19 protein-coding genes are annotated in these 22,436 nt (G+C 40.6%); 9 read left to right on the forward strand and 10 right to left on the reverse strand.

The window, feature by feature from the left end:
* Window positions 1–195: 195 nt before the first annotated feature.
* A complete protein-coding gene (locus QE422_RS17520) occupies window positions 196–1,044 on the reverse strand; it encodes a S9 family peptidase (protein WP_307461309.1) in 849 nt (282 codons plus the stop codon).
* Window positions 1,045–1,211: 167 nt separating this feature from the next.
* Between QE422_RS17520 and QE422_RS17525 the strand changes: the two genes are divergently transcribed.
* The 5 genes from QE422_RS17525 to QE422_RS17545 all read left to right on the forward strand — a co-directional run bounded on the left by QE422_RS17525 (window position 1,212) and on the right by QE422_RS17545 (window position 6,704).
* Window positions 1,212–1,985 (forward strand): HipA family kinase, encoded by a 774-nt coding sequence (locus tag QE422_RS17525; RefSeq protein ID WP_307461311.1) that lies wholly within the window; start codon window positions 1,212–1,214, stop codon window positions 1,983–1,985.
* On the forward strand, window positions 1,972–2,355 hold the full coding sequence (locus QE422_RS17530) for a DUF3037 domain-containing protein (protein WP_307461313.1): 384 nt from the start codon (window positions 1,972–1,974) through the stop codon (window positions 2,353–2,355). The genes QE422_RS17525 and QE422_RS17530 overlap by 14 nt, the downstream gene beginning before the upstream one ends.
* Before the next feature lie 96 nt (window positions 2,356–2,451).
* Window positions 2,452–3,471, forward strand: a complete 1,020-nt coding sequence (locus tag QE422_RS17535) for an alpha/beta hydrolase (RefSeq protein ID WP_307461315.1) — start codon at window positions 2,452–2,454, stop codon at window positions 3,469–3,471.
* A 109-nt stretch (window positions 3,472–3,580) separates the two neighbouring features.
* Window positions 3,581–4,672, forward strand: coding sequence for a serine hydrolase (locus tag QE422_RS17540; RefSeq protein ID WP_307461316.1), 1,092 nt, complete (start codon window positions 3,581–3,583; stop codon window positions 4,670–4,672).
* Between the two features lie 190 nt (window positions 4,673–4,862).
* Complete coding sequence (locus tag QE422_RS17545; RefSeq protein ID WP_307461318.1) at window positions 4,863–6,704, forward strand: carbon starvation protein A; 1,842 nt, start codon at window positions 4,863–4,865, stop codon at window positions 6,702–6,704.
* Between the two features lie 193 nt (window positions 6,705–6,897).
* Here the strand turns inward: QE422_RS17545 and QE422_RS17550 are convergent, their stop codons facing one another.
* The 6 genes from QE422_RS17550 to QE422_RS17575 form a co-directional block, all read right to left on the reverse strand.
* Window positions 6,898–7,665 carry a phospholipase D family protein gene (locus tag QE422_RS17550; protein WP_307461320.1) on the reverse strand — a complete coding sequence of 256 codons (768 nt, stop codon included), beginning with the start codon at window positions 7,663–7,665 and terminating at the stop codon, window positions 6,898–6,900.
* 102 nt (window positions 7,666–7,767) lie between these two features.
* Window positions 7,768–8,586 (reverse strand): alpha/beta hydrolase, encoded by an 819-nt coding sequence (locus tag QE422_RS17555; protein ID WP_307461322.1) that lies wholly within the window; start codon window positions 8,584–8,586, stop codon window positions 7,768–7,770.
* Window positions 8,587–8,752: 166 nt separating this feature from the next.
* Window positions 8,753–9,664, reverse strand: coding sequence for an IS982 family transposase (locus QE422_RS17560; protein ID WP_307456595.1), 912 nt, complete (start codon window positions 9,662–9,664; stop codon window positions 8,753–8,755).
* Window positions 9,665–9,947: 283 nt separating this feature from the next.
* Window positions 9,948–12,281: an ATP-dependent helicase gene (locus QE422_RS17565; protein WP_307461323.1), complete on the reverse strand. Its 2,334-nt coding sequence runs from the start codon at window positions 12,279–12,281 to the stop codon at window positions 9,948–9,950.
* 265 nt (window positions 12,282–12,546) lie between these two features.
* Complete coding sequence (locus QE422_RS17570) at window positions 12,547–12,921, reverse strand: response regulator transcription factor (RefSeq protein ID WP_307461324.1); 375 nt, start codon at window positions 12,919–12,921, stop codon at window positions 12,547–12,549.
* A 3-nt stretch (window positions 12,922–12,924) separates the two neighbouring features.
* Window positions 12,925–14,778, reverse strand: coding sequence for a PAS domain-containing sensor histidine kinase (locus QE422_RS17575; protein ID WP_307461326.1), 1,854 nt, complete (start codon window positions 14,776–14,778; stop codon window positions 12,925–12,927).
* A gap of 182 nt (window positions 14,779–14,960) precedes the next feature.
* Here QE422_RS17575 and QE422_RS17580 point away from each other — a divergent pair, with 182 nt between their 5' ends.
* The 3 genes from QE422_RS17580 to secG all read left to right on the forward strand — a co-directional run bounded on the left by QE422_RS17580 (window position 14,961) and on the right by secG (window position 18,850).
* A complete protein-coding gene (locus tag QE422_RS17580) occupies window positions 14,961–16,274 on the forward strand; it encodes a pitrilysin family protein (RefSeq protein WP_307461328.1) in 1,314 nt (437 codons plus the stop codon).
* A 52-nt stretch (window positions 16,275–16,326) separates the two neighbouring features.
* Complete coding sequence (locus QE422_RS17585) at window positions 16,327–18,372, forward strand: pitrilysin family protein (RefSeq protein WP_307461330.1); 2,046 nt, start codon at window positions 16,327–16,329, stop codon at window positions 18,370–18,372.
* Between the two features lie 127 nt (window positions 18,373–18,499).
* Window positions 18,500–18,850 (forward strand): preprotein translocase subunit SecG, encoded by a 351-nt coding sequence (gene secG / locus QE422_RS17590; protein WP_307461333.1) that lies wholly within the window; start codon window positions 18,500–18,502, stop codon window positions 18,848–18,850.
* Window positions 18,851–19,117: 267 nt separating this feature from the next.
* On the opposite strand, the gene QE422_RS17595 is transcribed toward secG, so the two are convergent.
* From QE422_RS17595 to recR, 3 genes are read right to left on the reverse strand one after another with little or no spacing between them, the layout of a single operon-like run.
* Window positions 19,118–19,951 carry a glycosyltransferase family 2 protein gene (locus QE422_RS17595; RefSeq protein WP_307461335.1) on the reverse strand — a complete coding sequence of 278 codons (834 nt, stop codon included), beginning with the start codon at window positions 19,949–19,951 and terminating at the stop codon, window positions 19,118–19,120.
* A 15-nt stretch (window positions 19,952–19,966) separates the two neighbouring features.
* The gene (locus QE422_RS17600; RefSeq protein ID WP_307461337.1) at window positions 19,967–20,770 is read right to left on the reverse strand and encodes a glycosyltransferase family 2 protein; all 804 of its coding nucleotides are present in this window, start codon (window positions 20,768–20,770) and stop codon (window positions 19,967–19,969) included.
* Window positions 20,771–20,784: 14 nt separating this feature from the next.
* Window positions 20,785–21,399 (reverse strand): recombination mediator RecR, encoded by a 615-nt coding sequence (gene recR / locus QE422_RS17605; RefSeq protein WP_307461339.1) that lies wholly within the window; start codon window positions 21,397–21,399, stop codon window positions 20,785–20,787.
* A 186-nt stretch (window positions 21,400–21,585) separates the two neighbouring features.
* On the opposite strand from recR, the gene QE422_RS17610 reads away from it, so the two are divergent.
* Complete coding sequence (locus QE422_RS17610) at window positions 21,586–22,191, forward strand: hypothetical protein (RefSeq protein ID WP_307461341.1); 606 nt, start codon at window positions 21,586–21,588, stop codon at window positions 22,189–22,191.
* Window positions 22,192–22,436: the final 245 nt, after the last annotated feature.

The raw sequence follows: 22,436 nt of genomic DNA on the forward strand, positions 1-22,436 counted from the left end.
TTCCCTGCCCATCACTCAGATAGAATTTGTAACATCCGCTTGGAGGACATGTTGTTCCCTGTCCAATAATACTTTTTTTAGCTTCTCTGCTTAGTTTTTTTAAATTTTTCATAGTATCTGATTTTTGATATTGTTTGCGTGACTAATATATAAAAAATTTACATAAAAGCAAATACCAATCTAAAATTCAACACATTACATAAACTCTAACTTATCATTTATAAATGCAATACACTTCTCGACTGCGGCATTCAAATCCTCCGGAAGTTCTCTTTCTTCCCAAGGTTCCTTGGCTCCGAAAGTATGATTGGCATTTTCTATTAAATACAATTCGGAATTCGGGTGCAGCAGATGCAGGTGCTCTGCGTTTTTTACTGACACACTTTCATCATCGGTTCCGTGGATGATTAAAAAATAGGCTTTTGCCATTTCAGTGGCCCGCTCCACATCAAAACGGTGTACATCTTTTTCGTAATCTTCATAAAACTGGTAATAATGCGGCATTTCCTGCTTTGTTCTCCCATTCAATACATAATATACGCCTGCTCTTTTCCAGTTTTCAAAAGCTTCATTTTTTGGAAAACGGTCCAGGTTGTCCACACCGGCCAGCGTAATCAGTCCATGGATTCTTTCATCTTCGTAGGTTTTGATAATGGAAATCCCTCCACCCCTGCTGTGGCCGATCAGGGTAATTTTATCGGCATCGACCTTATCATTTCCTGCAAAATAATCGATGACAGCCCCTAGATCGGAAAGTTCTTTTGAATAGTTATTGTTTCCAAAAGATTCGAGATCACTGAAATTAAGCGGATCAATAACCGTAGTACCGTTATGGGAAAAATTAAATTTCACAAAGAAAAATCCTGCTTCTGCAAACTTTTCCGCCATCAGGTTCCATGCACCCCAGTCTTTATAGCCTTTATAGCCATGCACAAAGATTACTAACGGCATTTTTCTTCCTTCTGCAGGATAAAATGCATCTCCCAGGAAGTCCCGGGTTTTCGGATTTGAAATCACAATATTCTTCTCTTTTATAATTCCCATATTTTATTTTTTATTCAATTTTATTATTCGCATGCCTTTTTGCTTTGCTTAAATCTTAAGCTAAATAATACGGCATTCACTTTATCTCACTGATTAATTAAATTCAATTCTCTTTTAAAAATATTAAAAATAGAAATAAACACAAAGGAAAACCTTATTTTTGCTTCATGTTGGATTTAAGAACGGTAACGGTAATGCGTTACATTCTGCCCCTGCGTGAAGGAGGTTCTCTTCCTGCTCTGGCAGAAGCTGATGATGATTTTAAGTATGTTCTGAAATTCCGTGGCGCAGGTCACGGGGTAAAAATGCTGATCTCCGAATTGTTGGGTGGAAAAATTACCGAAGCACTGGGGTTGAAGATTCCGGAGCTGGTTTTTGTTAACCTGGATGTGGATTTTGGCAGAACGGAAGCCGATGAGGAAATTCAGGATCTGCTGAAGAATTCTGAAGGACTGAATCTGGGCCTGCACTATCTTTCGGAATCCATTACCTACGATCCAAGCATATCTGTAGACCCGCTCCTGGCTTCAAAAATTGTCTGGCTGGATGCCTTTATTACCAATATAGACCGTACATTTAAGAATACGAATATGCTGATGTGGCATAAAGAATTGTGGATCATTGACAACGGGGCATCTTTCTACTTCCACCATTCCTGGCAGAATTTTGATACAGCAGCAAAAACCCCCTTCAAATACGTAAAAGATCATGTCCTGCTGCCCCAGGCCGCTCAACTTGATGAAGCCGACAAATTTGCAAAAGAAATTTTGAATGAAAATATTTTCAGGGAAATTACAAACCTGATTCCACAAGACTGGCTGCATTGGGATGATGCCGAAGAAAGCCCGGACGAAATCCGTGAGGTCTATTTCAACTTTCTGAAAACAAGACTGGAACATTCTGAAATCTTTTTAAAAGAAGCCAAAAATGCAAGAGGATAAAATTTACGAATACGCGGTTATACGTCTGGTTCCCAAAGTGGAGAGAGAAGAATTTTTCAACATTGGGCTGGTCTTGTTTTCCAAAAAAGAAAAATTCATTAAGGTGGAATTTTACCTGTGTCCCGATAAATTCAGGCTGATGAGAAGCAAGCTGGACTATGAGGACGTGATCCAAAACCTGGAAAGCTTTAAAAAAATTGCGGAAGGAAAAAAGGACGGAGGACCAATTGCCCAACTCGAAATCCCGGACCGGTTCCGGTGGCTGACGGCCGTCAGAAGCTCTTCAATACAGACTTCAAGACCTCATCCCGGAAAATCCAGAGACCTGGAAAAAACTTTTGAAAAGCTCTTTCAGGAACTGATTTTGTAAGCAATGAAAATATTCTCCCGGTTTCAAAAAATTACAATTGGTAAGACTTTTGATAGGCTTTTTGAGGAACAGACCTCCATTCTCAAAACAATATGTATGAAACAATTTCAGCAAAGTATAATGTACAGGTTTTCTTTAAACCTGTTTTTTATTTTTATCCTATCGTCATTTACCTTTGGATTTTCTCAGGAAATTATTGAAAAAAAGCTTCCTCCCAGCACGCTTCTTCCTGAAAAAACAGCACTACTTTCAAATATCGTTTACAAGAACAACAGTATCGGCAAGCCGGTCGCCCTGGATCTCTACAGACCGAAAAAGCAGACATCGGAAAAGCTTCCGGTAGTCATTTATGTTCATGGCGGTGCCTGGGCAAAAGGGGATAAAATGGTAAGGGCAGACAACTATATTGAAAGATTTATTTTAAAGCTTGTGGAAAAAAATTATGCGGTGATCAGTATCGACTATACGTTGGTTAGTGAATCGGTACATTTTCCGTTGCCTATTGAGGATACAAAAGATGCCGTGCGATGGGTAAGGAAAAATACAGAGACTTATAATTTTGACCCGGACAACATCGGGTTTTTCGGAGTATCTTCGGGAGCACATCTTTCATTGCTGGCAGCTTATACATCTGACAATGAATTTAAAGGCAGCCCGGAGCTGTCTCCTTATTCATCAAAGGTAAATTATGTCGTTGATAATTTCGGACCGACAGATTTAAATAAATTACTACATACCCGGTTGGGTAAAGTGCCGGTTGCTATTGTGGGACTATTCTTCAAGCCAATTGTTGAAATCCGAAAGAATCTGGTGTACGGAATTTCAGGATATGATATTAACGATGAAAAAAGAAAAGCAATCGATTATCTGGAAACCGTTTCGCCCATCAATGATACTGAAAACGGCATTCCTACTTTTATTCTTCATGGCAATAAAGATAAAGTAGCTCCTCTGAAACATTCGAAAAAACTGACCCGAAAGCTGAAGAAACAAAATATTGAAGCGACATTGGTTGTCGTAAAAGACGGCATCCATGGTTTTGGGACTACCGATAAGGCCTACATGGACCAGCTCAACAATGAAATGATCCAATTTATAGAGAAACATAAAAAGTAAAATTCAGACAGGATTTTTAATTTAGAATTAAATTAGTTCGGATTTAAGATATTTGGTTTAACTAAAGCGTATTTTACTTATCCAAAAACAGAATTCAAACTAATTTCTTATGAATATAAAAAATCTACTTTCAGTTTTTGTGCTTTGTACAGTAACACTTTCATGCAGCACAGGAGATTCCGGAGAGAGTCCTGAGACAGACGGATCACCTTCATCTTCGGAAGCAATGTACTTTCCACCGTCAGGAAACGATACCTGGGAAACAAAATCTCTATCCTCCTTAGGATGGCATCAGAATAAAGTCCAGGACCTGCTGAACTATCTTGAGGCTAAACATTCCAAAAGCTTTATAATCCTTCAAAACGGAAGAATCGTCATGGAAAATTATTTCTCTGGGCATACTTCCTCAACTCCATGGTATTGGGCAAGCGCAGGAAAAACCCTGACTTCCACGGTCACCGGAATTGCTGAGCAGGAAGGTTTTTTAAATATCAACAATAAGGTTTCCGCTTACATTGGAACGGGATGGACTATTGCGCCTCTGGCAAAAGAAAACCTGATCACTTGCCGGAACCTGCTGACCATGACTTCCGGACTGGACGACAGTCTGGGGGACGATGTAAGTCCGGCCAATTTAAAGTACAAAGCCGACGCCGGCACTAGATGGGCCTATCACAATGTGTATGTGAAGCTTCAGGATGTGGTGGCAGCAGCTACCGGACAGACGTGGCCTCAATATTTTAATACCAAGCTAAGGGATAAGATCGGGATGACGGGAAACTGGATCCAGAATGGAGACAACAGTGTCTATTGGAGCAATACGAGAAGCATGGCCCGTTTCGGACTGATGGCTTTAAACAACGGCAGCTGGAACGGCACGCCCATCATCAATTCCGCCTACTTTCAAAATGCCGTGAGTACTTCCCAGAATATAAATCTTGCTTACGGCTATTTATGGTCGCTGAACGGCAAAACCAGCTATCACCTTCCACAATCCCAATACCAGTTCAGCGGAAAGCTGATCCCAAGTGCGCCGGATGATATGTTTTGCGCCTTAGGGAAAAATGATCAGAAAATATATGTGGTTCCGGGCAAAAAGATCGTGGTCATCAGGATGGGTGATGCGGCAGATAATGTAAATCTGGCACTTTCGGATTTTGACGACGTACTCTGGCAGAAAATAAATGCCGTCATCAATTAATCAATACATAATTGAATCCTTAGAATCATCACTATCAACAAACTATACCTAAACAATATATTAATTTGCTAAATTGATATACATTAGATGATTTTATATGTTTAAAATAATTAACTTGGCAAATGTTTACAATATTGAAAGTAAAACTGCTTAAAAATTTATTTTTTTACTTATAAAAAAACTGTACGATATGGATTCATTAAATAACATCAATGCTTTAACCATTGTTTTTGTTTCTGTACTGATCTTTGCCATTGCCTATCGTTTTTACGGTATTTTCATGGCCAACAAAGTGCTTAAACTGAACGATCATAATACCACACCCGCCGTTGAATTCGCCGATGGCAAAGATTATGTGGCCACGAACAAAAACGTTCTTTTCGGGCACCATTTTGCAGCCATTGCGGCGGCAGGACCTTTGGTAGGGCCGGTTTTGGCTGCGCAGTTCGGATATCTTCCGGGCGCTTTATGGATCCTGATCGGGTGTGTCCTGGGCGGTGGGGTGCACGATATGGTGGTGTTATTTGCTTCCGTACGTCATAAAGGGCAAAGTCTCGCGACCATTGCCTCCAAAGAAATTGGCAAGACCACCGGAACTGTAGCCGGTTTTGCCATCCTTTTCATTCTTATTTTAACACTGGCAGGATTGTCGCTGGCCTGTATCAATGCGATGCATGAAGCTTCCTGGTCGCTGTTTACCGTTGTTATTACCATGCCGATTGCCATTATAATGGGACTGATTATGAGATACAGGAAAAACTCGGTGACCTTTGCCAGTATTCTGGGCGGCATTCTTCTGATTGCCGGGATTATCGGCGGACATAATCTCATGCAGAATGAAACCATGAATAATCTTTTTTCATGGGATATTACAACCATCTCCATTGCGATTCCGCTATACGGTTTTTTGGCTTCGGTATTGCCGGTATGGTTACTGCTTGTTCCAAGGGACTATCTTTCCACCTATCTGAAAATCGGAACCATTGTGATGCTGGCAATTGGAGTGATCCTCATCCATCCTACCGTTCAAATGCCGGCGCTTACCCAATTTATTAATGGCGGCGGGCCTGTTATCGGTGGGCCTGTGCTTCCTTTTATCTTTATTGTCATTGCCTGCGGAGCCATCTCAGGATTTCATGCAGTAATTGCTACCGGAACGACTCCCAAAATGCTGAACAAAGAAAGAGAAATCCTTTTTGTAGGATACGGCGCGATGCTGGTGGAAGGTTTTGTCGCTTTAATGGCATTGATTGCGGCATGTACTTTAATGCCCGGAGATTATTTTGCCATCAATACCCCTAAAGATTCTTATGATGCTTTCCTGGCCGCCCATCCTTCGCTTCACGGCGTTGACATCGATTATTTCTCACAAAAGATCGGGATCGATCTTCACGGAAGAACCGGCGGTGCAGTGTCTCTGGCAGTGGGAATGGCCCATATTTTTAATAAGATCCCTTATATGGACCAGCTGATGGCTTACTGGTATAATTTTGCCATCATGTTTGAGGCCGTATTCATTCTTACCGCTATTGATGCGGGAACGAGAGTGGGAAGATTCTTCCTGCAGGAAATGCTTGGCTCCGTAATTCCGAAATTTAATGATAAAAACTGGATGCCGGGGATTATCATCAGCAGTCTTGTATTCACTTTTGCCTGGGGATATCTGGTATTTACCGGAAATGTGAGCAGCATCTGGCCGCTGTTTGGAATCAGCAACCAGCTTTTGGCAGCCTGCGGATTGATTGTCTGCACCACGATGCTCATCCGCCTAAACCGTGGAAAATATGCATTATGCTCGGCTATTCCCGGGGTTTTTATGGCGGTCATTACTTTTTGGGCCGGATATATCCAGGTAACTTCCATCTATATTCCCAAAGGGCAGTATTTACTGGCTTCACTCGCAGTCGTGGCTATGGTTCTGATGCTGATTGTTTTTATCGGAGCTTTCCGTAAATGGTATCAATTGCTGAAAATAAATAAAGCGGAAACCGACTTTTACGGTGAACAGGTGAAAGAGCTGGTAGAGCGGTAGTAGGTGAATAGACAATAGTCAATGGTCAATTTGCTGCGCGTGTCAATTTTTTTTATTCACAATCGCAGCAAATTAATCATTGATTAAAACTTAAATAGTAGATCCTGCAAAATTATGAATCCCTAAAATTCACTATTCACTTGCGAAGCAAAATTGACCATTCACTACCAACCAATCACCATCAACCAGCACCTTAATTATCAAGCTCTTCATACAGCTGGCTTCCCCAAAACTGGACATCTCTTTCCGGCAGATTGGAATGATAAAAAACTTCTTTTACTTCTTCTATAATTTTGGCTACCGCCTCCGGATCCGTTGTTCTGATCCTTGTTTCATGATTATCTTTCATCCCGCTTCGGGTGAAGTTAAGAGAACCTACATAAGCAATCTCATCATCAATAATGTAAATTTTACTGTGAACAAAGGTTTTATGGGCAAAGTTTCCAGTGTTCGGAGAAACGAAAACCTTGAATGGGAAAAGCTGTTTATAGGTATAATGATAGACTTTCGTCTGTTTTATTTTTTTTACCACGGCGTCTCTTACAAAAAACATCAGGATAACAATGATGAAGCCGTACGCCAGTTTAAAATTGTTTAAGAGATATATCAAAGGAAACAAAACCACCCCCAGCCCGATTATCGCAAAAAGCAATGTTCCCGATAAACTCTGCAGATTGTCTTTGGTCTGTTTCGCTTTTTCATCGACATGCCTGTGCTGAATGATCAGCTTATGAATATTTTTCTCGTATCCGTAAAAATCCTCAATTTCATCACTGGTGATCAGCCTGATCTGAATCCCTCTGGAATGCAGGTCAATAAGTTCCTTTATGAGTACAGGCGAAAGATATGGGGAAACAATTTTTACATTTTTCCGGGCATTTCTGATATCCTGCATCATCTTGGCCCCTGCACTTTTCCCTATATAAATATCGCAAACCGCATTTTTGTAAAACATTCCCATCGTTCGAATTTATTTAATTTTCATCTAAAAAAGGCAGCAAAAATAAAAAACTTTGCAGAAAGTCCTGCAAAGCTATCTTAAAACAATGATCCGAAAATAGTGTTATTTCCTGATCTTCTCTACTCTTTTTATTTCGTTTACCAGCAAAGGAAATGCAGGTTGGGCCATTCCGCCATGATCAAATCCCTGAAGTTCATATAAGGTGGTCTCTTTATGGCCTTTCAGCTTCATCATTCTGGTCATATAAGCATTTTCTTCATATCTTCCTAAGAGCTCTTTTTCACGGTCTCCCGTTATCAGCAGCAACGGCGGCGCATCTGCCCGGATAAAATGAAGCGGCGCATACTCATCAATTCTTGCGTCCAGTTCATCGATTCCTTTTTCTTTCCTGATGGTAAAATGGGAAATCATCTGCCCGCTGAAAGGAATAATTCCGGCAAGCTGATTGGCATCAATTCCGTATTTTTCCAGATACATTTTATTTAAACCCACCATAATGGCGAGATAACCGCCTGCCGAATGTCCCGAAATAAAAACGAGATCTTCTCTTCCGCCATACTTTTTTATATTCTTAAATACCCATGCCGTAGCAGCAGCGGCATCTTCGATATATTTCGGAGCGTTTACTTTAGGAGAAAGCCTGTAATTCACGCCAATTACAGCGATTCCTTTATTCTTCAGCCCTTCAGGAATTTCTTTCTGTCCGCCCGTTAAGCCTCCTCCATGAAACCAGATGACCGTCGGGAAATTTTTGACATTTTTAGGAATGTAAACATCCAACACACATCTTTCATTGATGTAAACATCGGATTTGTTGGTCTTTTCGTCGTAATAATGAATATTTTGGGTCGTACTGTATTCCTGTGAAAATAAAGGGATGGAAAACAGCACGAAAATTAAAAACGGAAGGATCCTTTTCATTGTAAAACTTTTATTGACTAAGATACGAAATCTATATTGTCTCATTTTGATTATTACTAATGAATTTGTCTTGCCCACAGCTGACACAGATTTTTAGCAGATGATGGTGGATCTTTTTCTTATTGGGAATCTGAAATTTATTGGAATTAATTAACGTGAGTTCGATCTAAGCTGCTGTGATTCTGCTTTCATGAATGATATCACACTTGGTATTAATGGAAGGTTTTTTATCGAAGAAAGAATAAGCAGCCAGAGCTGATAAGATATTGAGGATAAAGTTCTCAAAACTTCTGTGCCTGGTATGTTCTATCTGACAGATATTCTTAAGTTCATCGTTTACAGATTCAATCAAAGCCCTTTTTCTGAGCATGATTTTGTCCTGTAAAAGCATTAGGGAATTTTTCATGTTTTTCTTTATTTTGGTTACCAGATGAACTCCGTCGATAAAGAGCTGTTCAAAAAGATCTTTTCCGATATAGCCTTTGTCTCCAAAAAGTTTCCCAAAGATTCTTTTATGCAGATCCATGCTCTTTAGCGGTTCCCTGTCATCTACATTGCCTGCGGTGAGGATAAAATCCAGGAGCTCACCTTTGTCATTAATAATCAGATGAAGCTTGAACCCATAGAACCATCCTAAAGAACATTGTCCCTTCTGAGCAATGCCTTTCAAGGTTTTGTGCTGCTTTTCCCTTTTGATATGACAGGCTCTTAAAGGCGTGGAATCTATAAAGGAAATGCCGGTACATTTTCCCAGGCACATCATCTTCACAAAAACCGCCATTGGGATATTCACTTTTTTCTGAAGCTCGACAAACCGGTTATAAGAAACCGTTACCGGGAATTCTTTTTTCATATATCTTTGGATATAGCCCTGGTAAAAATGTTTGAAATTTCTGAAAGCCCCATAATGAAACAGGATCATAATGGTCATCACTTCACTCTGGGACATAGCAAATTTTCGTTTTCTGATTCTGATTTTAGGGTCCTCTAAAGCATATTGCTGTAAAACCTTATCGAATTCTTTAAAAAACTCATCAACAATATAATAAATATTCGTAATTTTATCATTAGAAATCATAGCGGATTATTTAGTTTAAATATTTGAATTTCAATACCTTAAATATACTAAATTTTCCGCTGTTTTATATTGTTTTTTCTTGTTTCTTACGTCGAACTCACGTTAATTATATCGAATTTAATTCAACCAAATATTTCACAGATTGTTACGTATAGCTTTCTTTATAGCAAACTAAAATTGATTGGAAAGATGCTGACTGAAATCAATTGGATGCAGATAGCACGGATTTACAAAGTTTAATTGAGTTGATCGCTGTGTAAACCCGTGACACCTGTAGAAAATTTTAAATCTTCGTCAGTTTGGCGTATTTTAAAATCAGGTTTTTTTCGCCTTCATGCTGGAAAATAACCTTGGCCTTGATATTCTGGGGATCGGTTCCGTCCAGGAAGGTAACCTCTCCGATTCCGAAACGGTCGTGCCTTACTTTGTCTCCTACTTCGATATCCTGCGAAGAAGCACCGCTCGGATTAATGATTTTGGCCGTGCTTACCGGCTTCAACTTACGCGGCTCGGCGATAGGTTTTGAACTGTCTGATCTTTCAATGCTCTTCTTCTCCACTTTTTTAAAGCTTCTCATCTCGGAAGGATGCTCATCGAAAATATTGGATTTGATGCCGGAATTGTTGATGAATCTTTTTTCAATAGCCGGATTTACAAACTCGATATATTCATCATCGATTTCACTTAAAAATCTGGACGGTTCCGCATCGGTAATTTTTCCCCACTGGAAACGGGAAACCGCATAAGAGAAAAAGGCCTGCTTCTCGGCTCTTGTTAAGGCAACATAGAACAGACGTCTCTCTTCTTCCAGATCTTCCCGGGTGGCCGAGCTCATGAAGCTTGGGAAAAGATTTTCCTCCAGTCCTACCAGATGCACCACCGGAAATTCCAGTCCTTTGGAGAGGTGAATAGTCATCAGGGAAACCATGTCTTCATCATTATTTTTGTCCTGCGTATCGGCAGAAAGGGCGATATTTTCCAGAAAGTTCGGTAAGCTTGGATCGCCGTCTTCCAGCTGCATCTGCTCTTCGATGAATCCCTGCATCGAGTTCATCAATTCCTGAACGTTTTCCACCCTTGAAATCCCTTCCGGGGTCTGGTCGTCTTTCAGGAATTTAATCAGTCCGCTTCGCTTCGCTACTTCCATCGCGACATTATAAGCCGTCTCTGTTTTCAGCAATACCTGAAAAGCTTTGATCATCGACCAGAAGTCATTCAGCTTATTTAACACTCCATTGTTTAAGCCTAATTGCGGCGAGTACATCGCCAGGTTATCCAATACTTTCGATACGGAAACATTCTGGGCATCTGCAAAAACCACGAGCTTGTTCTGGGTTGTTTCACCGATTCCCCTTACCGGATAATTGATGATCCGCATCAAAGCTTCGGAGTCGTTTTCATTGACGAGAAGCCTGAGGTAGGCGATCAAATCCTTTACTTCTTTCCTTTGATAGAAAGACAGGCCTCCGTAAACTTTGTACGGTATATTTTTACGTCTCAGCGCATCTTCAAAAGCACGCGTCTGGGAATTGGTACGGTATAAAATAGCGAAATCGCTGTATTTTCGCTGCTCACGGTTGCGGGTTTCCCAGATATTTCCGGCTACGAAATTGGCTTCGTCCGCATCGGAAAGCGATCGGTATACTTTGATCTTCTCTCCTTCTTCATTTTCACTGAATACATTCTTCTTGAACTGCTGAAGGTTTTTCGCAATAACGACATTGGCCGCATTTACGATATTCTGGGTAGAACGGTAATTCTGCTCCAGCGCCACCGTAATGGCATCGGGATAATCTTTTTTAAAGTTTAAGATATTGTAAATATTCGCCCCCCGGAAAGAGTAGATCGACTGGGCATCGTCTCCCACCACACAGATGTTTTCAAATTTTGAAGCCAACGCTTTTACGATAAGGTACTGGGAATGGTTGGTATCCTGGTACTCATCCACAAGAATATATCGGAACCGGTCCTGGTATTTCGCCAGCACTTCCGGGAAACGGGTCAGCAGCTCATTGGTTTTAAGCAGCAAATCATCAAAATCCATCGATCCGTTTTTGAAGCACTGCTCCACGTAACGCTGGTAGATCTGCCCGATGAATTTCATATTGGCTTTTTCATCGGCTTCCAGCAATTCAGGATTGTTGAAATAAGCTTTTACCGTAATGAGATTATTTTTGTAGGTGGAAATTCTTGCCTGGACCTTTTTGGGTTTATACAGATCGGCATCAATATTCATGTCTTTCAGAACTTTCTTGATGACGTTTAAAGCATCCTGCTGATCGTAAATGGTAAAGTTGGAAGGATAACCCAGATAATGGGCTTCGCTTCTGAGGATCCTGGCAAAAACGGAGTGGAAAGTTCCCATCCATAAGCTTTTGGCATTGCTCTGGCCCACGACTTTTGCAATACGCTCCTTCATTTCTTTTGCCGCCTTATTGGTAAAGGTTAAAGCCAGGATATTAAAAGGGTCTACTCCATTGGTGATCAGATGGGCGATACGCATCGTAAGAACACGCGTCTTCCCGGAACCTGCGCCTGCAAGCACCATCAACGGCCCTTCAAGTGAGGTAACGGCATCAAATTGTGATTCATTCAGTCCTTTCAAATAATCCTCCATACTGCAAAAAAATTAGGAATACAAAATTAGTGTATTATAAGGAGAATTCAAATTCTGATTCATAAACATCTGTGCATATTCTGTTTACTAATATTATGCAAATACTGAATTAAACTTTCACACACCTTCTGCTTAGAATATTGGTAAACAAAAAATTTGTCCTTCATTTCTAAAAAGACATTCTGAATTTTTCAGACACGGCATCATACTCAAATGTGACCGACTATCCGTGTATTAATGCTGAAAAAAGTGATTTCCGGAATATTTAAATTTCCTTTATATAAGTTCTTACCCGGGTGATCATATCTCCCATATCGAAAGGTTTTGCGATAAAATCATTGGCTCCTGCATCCAGGGCAGACTGTTCCAGTCCGCGACTGGCCGACATGATAAGTACAGGGATATCGCAAAGGTTTTCATCGGCTCTGATGGTACGGCAGATATCCCTTCCGTCCTCACCGGAAAGCCACATATCCATCAGGATAACATCAGGTTTAGACTGTGAATTCAAGGCATTGAGCATATCTGATCCTTTATAGAACTTGGCAACGCTTAATCCTTCGAGTTCCATCATCATTTCAATAGAATCAACAATTGCAGGACTGTCATCCAAGACTAAAATTTGTGTAGAAGTAGACATGTTTTATATTTTAATTTTAGGTATCTCGAAGCAAAAATCAGACCCATTTCCTTCTACAGAATGAACATAAATTCTGCCGCCCGTTCTTTTAATAATTTCTGATGAGATGTAAAGCCCTAAGCCTAAGCCCGGAAACGTATGTTCTTTGGTGCCGCTTACCCGGTAATACTGCTCAAAAACTTTTTGCTGCTTATCCTGTGGGATCCCAATCCCGAAATCCCTTACACTGAATTTTATCATATTATCCTTCAGTTCAGTAGATACAATAACTTCATCGGCGTCGGGAGAATATTTAATCGCATTGCTGATCAGATTGCTCATCACCTGCGAAATCCGGTGTCGGTCTGCCGTTACATTTCCGATCTCATTTTTATAAAAGATAATCTTATGCCTTGCAGTCATCTGCTGCTCGACAACAATGTCTTCCGCAAGCTGGTCAAAATCAAATTCAGATTCATTCAGCTGGATTTTTCCGTTCTGAATTTTGGTAACATCCAGCAAATCATTTACAAGCTCGGTAAGGGTATCAATCTGCCTGTTCATCCTTTTGGCCACCTCAGCATTCCTGAAATCTCCCTGCTTGTTGAGGTTGGTTTCGATAAACTGGGTATACAGTTTCAGGCTGGTAAGCGGAGTTTTCAGCTCATGGCTGGCAATCCCTAGGAAATTGTCTTTTTGGGTCTGCAGCTGTTTAAAATCATCAATATCAGTAAAAGTTCCGGTCCATTGGCTGATCTCTCCATTATGATCGAAATTGGCAACCGCTCTTCCCAGGAACCAACGGTACACTTCAGGGTTACCGGGGTCTGCAAACTCATATTCCACTTCAAAAGGTTTTCCTGTTTTTAAGCTTTCTTCCCAGATTTTCAAAATCCTCGAATAAACTTCCGGCCTGATCACTTTTCTTATGGCTTCATTGGGATCTTCATCTTTAGCAAAGCCCATATGCTTGTACCAATTGTCATTCATGTAATTGATCCTGCCGTTCTTATCGCTCGTCCATACAAACTGGGGCATGGAATCGGCCAGGTCGCGGTATTTTTTCTCTCTTTCCTGTACCTCTTTCCGGGTAGCCACCAGATCGGTAACGTTAACGGCTACATTATAAATGGCGTATACTTCACCGGCAGCATTTTTAAGCGGCTTATAAGAAAAATTATAATAAAAAGTCTGAAGCTTACCATCCACTACAAGATCTGCCGAATCTTCCGTGGCCGTGTAGGATTGCCCGGTCTTGAAGATATCCCTCAGGATACCGATAAAAGGCTGTCCTTCAAGCTCAGGAAGCGCATCTTCCAGCTTCATTCCGATTACGGAAGCATCTTTTCCCCATGTTTTCAGCATCGGTTCATTGGCCAGCTCAATATAAAGATCATCGGTTCGGTAAATTGCAATACAATAATCTGATTTTTTAATAAGATCCTCAAAACGGTATTCGCTGTCGAGCAGCTTCCGTTCTGAGATCACCTGATCGGTAACTTCCGTGGCCACGACACTTACCCCGATAATTTTTTGCTCATCGTTATAAACCGGGGAATAGATAAAATCGAAAAAATGTTCTTCATAGCTTCCATATTTATCTAAAAAAACAGGCCATCGATTTCCGTTGAAAATTTCCCCTTTGCGATAAACATTATTCAGGATTTCTTCAAATCCCTGATCTTTCACTTCCGGAATCGCCTCAAATACAGGCATTCCGATTACCGATTCATCCCTCCCCCAAAGTCCGAGCATCTGCTCATTGGCATTACTGATGATAAAATCGTCGCCCATCAGCAGAGACATCGCCACAGGAGCCTGACTGAATAAAGTGACCAGTGAATCATGAGAAATTTTCTGGTTTGAAATGTTTTTCATTATTATTAAGGGGTTCTTTTTACAAAATTAATTTTTATTCTAAATTTTTCTAATAAATTTAATACCACTTTTTAGAATTTACCAACATTTCTCTAAAGAAATATCTTCTGATTGATTTTTTATTTTGAAAATGTAACAATTAATGTAATTTTGGGACTAATTGACAAAACAATTTCTACTTTATGAAAAAACGACTTCTTTCTGTTGCTGCAGCGGCTTTCTTCGGAATGGCCCTGAATGCACAACAAATTAAATTCGAGGAATATGACTTACCAAACGGTCTTCACGTAATTCTTCATCAGGACAATTCTGCACCGGTTGTTACAACAGGCGTAATGTACCACGTAGGTGCCAAAGATGAAGTAAAAGGAAGAACAGGTTTTGCCCACTTTTTCGAGCACCTTTTATTTGAAGGAACGCCGAATATCAAAAGAGGCGACTGGTTTAAGATCGTTTCTTCAAACGGAGGACAAAACAACGCTAACACGACAAACGACAGAACGTATTACTATGAAACTTTCCCATCCAATAACGAACAGTTAGGCCTTTGGATGGAATCGGAGAGAATGCGTCATGCCGTAATCAACCAGGTGGGAGTTGACACCCAAAGAGAAGTTGTAAAGGAAGAGAAAAGGCTGAGAATGGATAACCAGCCCTACGGAAACCTTTTCACGACCATTCAGAAAAACTTATTTACCAATCACCCGTATAACTGGCCGACCATCGGTTCTATGGAAGACCTGAACGCAGCAAAGCTTGACGAGTTCCAGGCTTTCTACAAGAAATTCTATGTTCCGAACAATGCAACCTTGGTGGTAGCAGGAGATATTAAGCCTGAGCAGACGAAGAAATGGATTCAGGAATATTACGGCGGAATCCCGAAAGGAACGGTTTATCCTAAAAATTATGCGAAAGATGCACCGATCACTCAGGAAAAAGAAGTAACGGCAACAGATCCGAATATCCAGCTTCCGGCTTATGTGTTCGCGTACAGAACACCGGCTAACAAAGAAAAAGATGCTTATGTTTTAGACATGCTTTCTTCTTACCTGAGCAACGGTAAATCTTCTGTTCTTTATAAAAAATTAGTGGATCAGGATAAGAAAGCCCTACAAGTACAGGCTTTCAACCAGGGTCTTGAAGACTACGGAATTTTCGCGTTCTTCGCCATCCCGATGGGACAGACGACCAAGGCAGCTTTACAGGCAGACATCGATGCAGAAATCAAAAAGATTCAGACGACGTTAATCTCCGAAGAAGATTACCAGAAGCTTCAGAACCAGTTTGAGAACCAATTTGTAAATGCCAATTCCAGCATCCAGGGAATCGCTGCTTCATTGGCGACCAACCACGTATTGATGGGCAACACCAACCTGATTAATAAGGAAATCGATATTTACCGATCGATCACCAGACAGGATCTTCAGAATGCGGCTAAAAAATATCTTAATTCCAACCAAAGAGTAATCATCAACTACGTACCTGAGAAAAAGTAATCCGTTAGGATTTTTAGGTGAAAAAATGATTATCAAAAATTAAATTTTACAAATGAAAAAGCAATTAACATATATAGCTGCAGCATTTTTCTTCGCAGGAATGGTTTCAGCACAAAAAATAGATCTTAATGCAATGCCGAAACCGGGACCGACGCCTGTGATCAACATTGCAAAACCGAAGACGTTCCAGATGAGCAACGGCCTTACCGTAATGGTGGTGGAAAACAACAAGCTTCCACGCGTAAACGCGAGCCTTACCATGGACAGACCTCCTTATTATGAAGGGAATGTAGTGGGGGCCAGCGAAATAATGGCGGAGCAGTTCGAAAATGGAACTATGAACCTGAGCAAGGATGCCTTCAACAAAAAAGTGGATTACCTTGGAGCAAACCTGAATTTCTCTTCCAATGGGGCTTCAGCAAACTCCCTTTCAAAATATTTTCCTGAAGTATTGGGACTGATGGCAGATGCCATCGTTAATCCTAAATTTTCGGCTGAAGAAATCCAGGATTCCAAAGACAGAGCCATCGAAGGACTGAAATCTGAAGAAAAGAACGCTTCTGCTATCGCTTCAAGAGTTTCAAACGCGTTGATGTACGGAAAAAACACATCAAGAGGTGAATTTGAAACCGTTGAAACCATCAACAGAATCCAACTGGCTGACGTACAGAATATCTACAAGAAATATTACACTCCGGATAACGCCTATCTGGTAATCGTAGGAGATGTAAAATTTGAGAAAGTAAAGCCGATGATTGAAAAGGCTTTCAGCGGATGGAAAAAAGCCAACACGCCGATCACTCCGGTAGAGCCTGCTGTGAACGTTGCTAAAACGGAAATCGATGTAGTGGATGTTCCTTCTGCCGTACAGTCTGTGGTTTCGGTAAACAACCTGAACACCTTAAAAATGAAAGATCCTAACTACTTCCCTGCAACAATCGCGAATTATATCCTTGGCGGTGGTGGTGAAGCAAGGCTTTTCATGAACCTTCGTGAGAAAAACGGATTTACTTACGGTGCTTATTCAAACATGAGCCCGAGCAAATATTCTCCACAGTTCTCTGCAAGTGCCAGTGTAAGAAACGAGGTAACGGATAAAGCGGTAAAAGAGTTCATGAACGAACTTAACGCAATCTCAAACGTAAAGCCGGAAGAATTGGCCAATGCCAAAGCTAAGCTTAAAGGTTCTTTCATCCTTTCTCTGGAGCAGCCCGCAACGATTGCTAGATTTGCCCTGAACCAGAAAATCCAGGATCTTCCCGATGATTTCTATACCAACTATCTTAAGTCGATCGATAAAGTAACCGCTGCTGATGTTTCGGGTGCTGTAAATTCGACCATTTTACCTAATCAGAGCAGAATTTTCATCGCCGGTAAAGCTTCCGATATTTCTGAAGGACTGGAAAAATTAGGATATCCTGTAAAATATTACGACACTCAGGCTAATCCTGTTGCAAAACCGTCTGCGAAAAAAGTAGACGCTAATGTAACGGTAGCTTCTGTTACCGATAAATACATCGATGCGATCGGAGGAAAAGCGAACGTTTCTAAAATTTCTTCATATACCATAAACGCTACGATGTCTATGCAGGGACAGAACCTCACCGTGAAAACGGTAAAAGCACAGGGCGGAAAAGAGCTGACTCAGGTAACTTCCGGGGGACAAGTTTTTTTCAAAGAGGTTTTTGACGGGAAAACCGGATATGCCGAACAAATGGGCCAGAAAATTCCTGTAAAACCGGAGGAGATCGCCGAAAAACAGAAAAATACCGAGCTTTTTGAAGAAATGGCTTTCGCCAAATCTCCTGAATATAAACTGATGGGCATCGAGAAAGTTGGCGGTGAGGATTCTTACGCCATCAAAGGCCCTGAAACGACATATTACTACAGCGTTAAAACCGGATTAAAGACCGGGGAAACCAGAACGGTAAAGGCTCAGGGGCAGCAGTTCAGCGTTCCTACCGTATTCTCGGATTACAAAGATGTGGCAGGTGTAAAAATGCCGTACACGATCTCTGTAAACCAGATGGGAATGGATATGACGATGACTGTAAAGTCTTACGAAATCAATCAGGCAAAAGATGCTGATTTTAAATAAAAACATTCTGATTTACAGAAAAACGGCAGCTTCGGTTGCCGTTTTTTATTTTTGGAATATTTAAGGTTCTTTCTTTGCTATTCCGCAAAAAAAGATTAAATTTGCCCATTCAAAAAGATATCAAATAATGGATTCTATATTTATACTATTGATGGTTCTTATTATGATCGCCAGTATTTTACTGGTTATCATCGTTATGGCTCAAAATCCAAAAGGCGGAGGCCTTTCCAGTACTTTCGGAGGTGCATCTTCAGCTCAGTTTGGAGTGCAGAGAACCAACGACTTTATGGAAAAAGCAACATGGACGCTGGGCGGAACTATTATCGTTCTTATCCTGTTGAGTGTTGTGATTACAGGTAAACCATCGGCTGCGGCACCAGCAGTTCAGGCTCCCGTAAAAAAGGAAGCTCCGGCTAACCAGACTGCGGCTCCTGCTTCAACACCGGCTCCGGTTCAGACTCCGGCACCAACCAAATAAGCAAATAATTATTTTACATAGAAAAAGCAACTCTGCATGGAGTTGCTTTTTTATTTTATACCTGTTCGATAATTTTCAATTTATTATCATTTCGCACCAGGTAAAGAGCTCGGTTGGGACTTCAGTTTTGTCTAAATATAGTTGCTTTTGACAAGATAACAATCCGGAACGTTAATAAGTAATACGCTTAGCTTTAACACTGATCAGAAAAACTTCCAGCCTCCGGCTTCCCTCTTCCCGCCCATTAGATTCTATCCTGGATTGACGCTATTTCAGTTTAATCTTTTCAATTTTATGCCTCAGGTTCAATCCGGCCTTCAGAAAGGAATACTGTACCGGCTTTGACTTTCGGTAGTATTTATCGATAAAAATATGCATGGCTCCGTAAAAGCGTTCCAGGTATACTTCGTTTTTTACCGTGCTTTCCCCTTTATGATGAAGAATGGAAGTCTTACCGTAATAAAAGTTTTTAAAGCCGTTTCTGAGTAAAGTGTAACAGAGATCGATATCTTCCCCATACATAAAATAAGCTTCATCCAATCCTCCTACTTTCTGATAGACCTCTTTCTTCACCAGCAGAAACGCCCCGGTAATAACATCTACCTCTGCGACTGCCTGTTCATTTATATCACATCGGTAATACGACTTGGAATTATTCTTTTTAAAATTGGTAAAAAGCTTTTCAAAAGAATTAAACATATCAGGAACAGAACGTTTGCTTTCAGGTAAAAAATTTCCTTCTGCATCGTGCATCCTTACGCCCAGACAGCCGAAATCTTTATGGGAATCTGCAAAGTCCAGTATTTCCTTCATGTAAAAACCTTCCAGCTCAGTGTCCGGATTCAGGAGCAGGAGATACTCCCCTTTCGCCGCTTTTATCGCCTTGTTATTGCCTTTGGCAAAGCCGTCATTGGTTTCGGAAGAAATGAAGTGTACTTCCGGAAATTCGGAGATCAGGTTTTTCCAGGACAAATCCGTTGAAGCATTATCTACCACAATCACCTCGTAACCGATATCTGCCAAATAATTCCGGACAGATAAAAGACAGTTCCGAAGCAATTGGGTGACATTATAATTAACGATAATGACGGACAACCTCATATGAATTTCCTTTGGTTAGTTTTTTAAATTGTAATAAAATGTTCTTGTAAGCAAAAGTAAGTATTTCCCTTTATAAAAAACCTTTAGCAATAGGTATTGAAACAAATTTATATTTTTCAGAAGATACATTTCCCTCAGATTTTTCTGAAACCCTTTTTCCATTTCTGAAAGATTGGCAGAAAGTCCGGAAACCCCGAAGGTCCTTTTTCCTCCGTCTGCGATCAGCAGGCTTTCATCAAGAATATACATTTTATGGTGTATCGAAATCTTCATCCAATAATTCAGGTCCTCTGCGTACCGCTGGTCTTCATTAAAGAACCCTGTTTCTTCGAGGATTTTTCTTTTAAAAATCACTGTGGAAGGCTGGGCTTCATTCCGCAAGAGCAGCTTATTAAAAGTAATCTCCGCCAAGTTGTTTTTCACCTGGTAAGGCGGCAGGATTTTGCTGTTGTTCCTGCGGGTCGCGAGAAAGTCGATATCCAGATTTCTAGCCGTAAGCAACTTCAGCTGCTTTTCCGTTTTTTCGGGAAGCCACTCGTCATCCGAATCCAACAGGGCAATAAATTCGCCGGTAGCTGCCCGTAAGCCCGTATTTCGGGCCTTCGAAACACCACCGTTCGCCTGTTCGAAAAACTGGATTTTTAAGGCAGTATTCTCTCTGATAAATGACTCAACAGCTTTTTTGCTCCCGTCTGTAGAACCGTCGTTGATGATGATGATTTCAAATTCCCTTGTGTCTACCGTCTGGGCTTTTATGGAATTCAGCGCAGCCAGGATGGTATTTTCAGCGTTGTATAAAGGAATAATTACGGAAATCATCTGGAAAATTTAAATTAAGAATTTCCTTCACTGTAAGGAAGTCTGTTCATAATCGATCTTCCCAACGAAATCTCATCGGCATACTCGAGTTCATCCCCTACGGAAATCCCTCGTGCAATGCTTGAAAAATTCACCTCGGCATCTTTGAACTTTTTGTAGATATAATAAGCCGTGGTATCTCCTTCCATCGTAGCGCTCAGCGCAAAAATAAATTCCTTTACCTTTCCTTCGCTCAGCTTTTTTTCAATGCTCGGGATATTCAGCTGGTTGGGCCCTACTCCTTCCATCGGGGAAATTTTACCACCCAGGATCAGATATTTCCCGGAGTATTTCCCGGTATTTTCAATGGCGATTACATCACGCACATCTTCCACGATACAAATCAGCTCATCACTCCGTTTATCATTGCTGCAAATTTCACAGATTTCAAAATCTGAAAAATTATGACATTCTTTGCAGTATTTGATATCGTTAACAAGGCTGATGAGGGAGTTTCCCAGGCTCACCGCTCTGGAATTGGGCTGCTTCAATAAATGTAATGCCAGTCGCAAAGCTGTTTTCCTTCCGATTCCGGGAAGCCCGGAAATTTCATCTACCGCTTTTGCCAATACTTTACTTGGGTAATCCATAACACAAAAATAGTGATTATTGTTGAGAGTTTACAACTGATACCGGCCTGTTTTTGATGTGATATTTTACGAAAAACTCAGTTTAAATTCCGGGAAAATTTTAGCCTGTGCAATTCCCTGTTTCCCATCTTCAATTAAAAATCTTATCTTTGGTCTACTTAATATTAACTGAAAAAAATAAACCAAATGGTACTTAACAACTTAAATTATCCGCTGGATTTTAAATTTAAGATTACGACGCTTGCGAGCGATTTCAACATTACTGACAGAAACGGGAATTATGTAGCGTATGTTCGTCAGAAAATGTTCAAGCTGAAAGAAGATGTCATCGTTTTCAATGACGAAAGCAAATCCAAAGAACTTTTCAGAATCAAAGCCAATCAGTGGATCGATTTTAATGCTTCTTATTCATTAAGCGAAATTGCTACGGGAAGAAGCTTCGGACGACTGGCAAGAAAAGGAATGCGTTCGATCTGGAAAGCGAGCTATGATATCCTGGATGCCAATGATCAGCCGAAATTCAAAGTACAGGAAGACAATGGCTGGGTAAAGGTTTTCGATAATATGGTAGGAGAAATCCCTGTGATCGGGATGTTTACCGGATATTTCCTGAATCCGTCGTACACTGTAACGGGAATAGACGGAAAAGCCTATTTCAAACTGAAAAAAATGCCGTCTTTCTTTGGAAGAAGGTTCCAGCTGGACCGCCTGATCGATATCGATGATGAAGAAGAAAGCTTGGTGATCCTTTCCTTATTGATGATGACCCTGCTGGAGAGAGCAAGAGGATAATATCAGAATTTTGCAGTTTTATTAATAAACATCTCATTTGATTTAGATGATACAATTATTTCCTCAACCAGATTCTCTTTAGAAAAAAGATCTTTTTTTGCTAAAATAATCAGAGCCGAAAGAATCAGATTGGGAACAATTGAACTATTCAAAGCATTGCGAGCGCAGAAACATAAAATTTACATTTATACAACATCTTACAGAAGCGTATTAAAAGTGAAGTTAATGTTTTTATCTCACGGTAT

The sequence above is a fragment of the Chryseobacterium sp. SORGH_AS_0447 genome, from assembly GCF_030818695.1.
GTDB lineage: Bacteria > Bacteroidota > Bacteroidia > Flavobacteriales > Weeksellaceae > Chryseobacterium.

Coding starts and splice junctions, on each gene's coding strand:
- QE422_RS17520 (WP_307461309.1), bottom strand. CDS start 1,044: ATGGGAATTATAAAAGAGAAGAATATTGTGATTTCAAATCCGAAAACC.
- QE422_RS17600 (WP_307461337.1), bottom strand. CDS start 20,770: ATGATTTCCGTAATTATTCCTTTATACAACGCTGAAAATACCATCCTG.
- QE422_RS17550 (WP_307461320.1), bottom strand. CDS start 7,665: ATGGGAATGTTTTACAAAAATGCGGTTTGCGATATTTATATAGGGAAA.
- QE422_RS17575 (WP_307461326.1), bottom strand. CDS start 14,778: ATGAAAAACATTTCAAACCAGAAAATTTCTCATGATTCACTGGTCACT.
- secG (WP_307461333.1), top strand. CDS start 18,500: ATGGATTCTATATTTATACTATTGATGGTTCTTATTATGATCGCCAGT.
- QE422_RS17610 (WP_307461341.1), top strand. CDS start 21,586: ATGGTACTTAACAACTTAAATTATCCGCTGGATTTTAAATTTAAGATT.
- QE422_RS17540 (WP_307461316.1), top strand. CDS start 3,581: ATGAATATAAAAAATCTACTTTCAGTTTTTGTGCTTTGTACAGTAACA.
- QE422_RS17560 (WP_307456595.1), bottom strand. CDS start 9,664: ATGATTTCTAATGATAAAATTACGAATATTTATTATATTGTTGATGAG.
- QE422_RS17565 (WP_307461323.1), bottom strand. CDS start 12,281: ATGGAGGATTATTTGAAAGGACTGAATGAATCACAATTTGATGCCGTT.
- QE422_RS17595 (WP_307461335.1), bottom strand. CDS start 19,951: ATGAGGTTGTCCGTCATTATCGTTAATTATAATGTCACCCAATTGCTT.
- QE422_RS17530 (WP_307461313.1), top strand. CDS start 1,972: ATGCAAGAGGATAAAATTTACGAATACGCGGTTATACGTCTGGTTCCC.
- QE422_RS17555 (WP_307461322.1), bottom strand. CDS start 8,586: ATGAAAAGGATCCTTCCGTTTTTAATTTTCGTGCTGTTTTCCATCCCT.
- QE422_RS17525 (WP_307461311.1), top strand. CDS start 1,212: ATGTTGGATTTAAGAACGGTAACGGTAATGCGTTACATTCTGCCCCTG.
- QE422_RS17535 (WP_307461315.1), top strand. CDS start 2,452: ATGAAACAATTTCAGCAAAGTATAATGTACAGGTTTTCTTTAAACCTG.
- QE422_RS17570 (WP_307461324.1), bottom strand. CDS start 12,921: ATGTCTACTTCTACACAAATTTTAGTCTTGGATGACAGTCCTGCAATT.
- QE422_RS17580 (WP_307461328.1), top strand. CDS start 14,961: ATGAAAAAACGACTTCTTTCTGTTGCTGCAGCGGCTTTCTTCGGAATG.
- QE422_RS17585 (WP_307461330.1), top strand. CDS start 16,327: ATGAAAAAGCAATTAACATATATAGCTGCAGCATTTTTCTTCGCAGGA.
- recR (WP_307461339.1), bottom strand. CDS start 21,399: ATGGATTACCCAAGTAAAGTATTGGCAAAAGCGGTAGATGAAATTTCC.
- QE422_RS17545 (WP_307461318.1), top strand. CDS start 4,863: ATGGATTCATTAAATAACATCAATGCTTTAACCATTGTTTTTGTTTCT.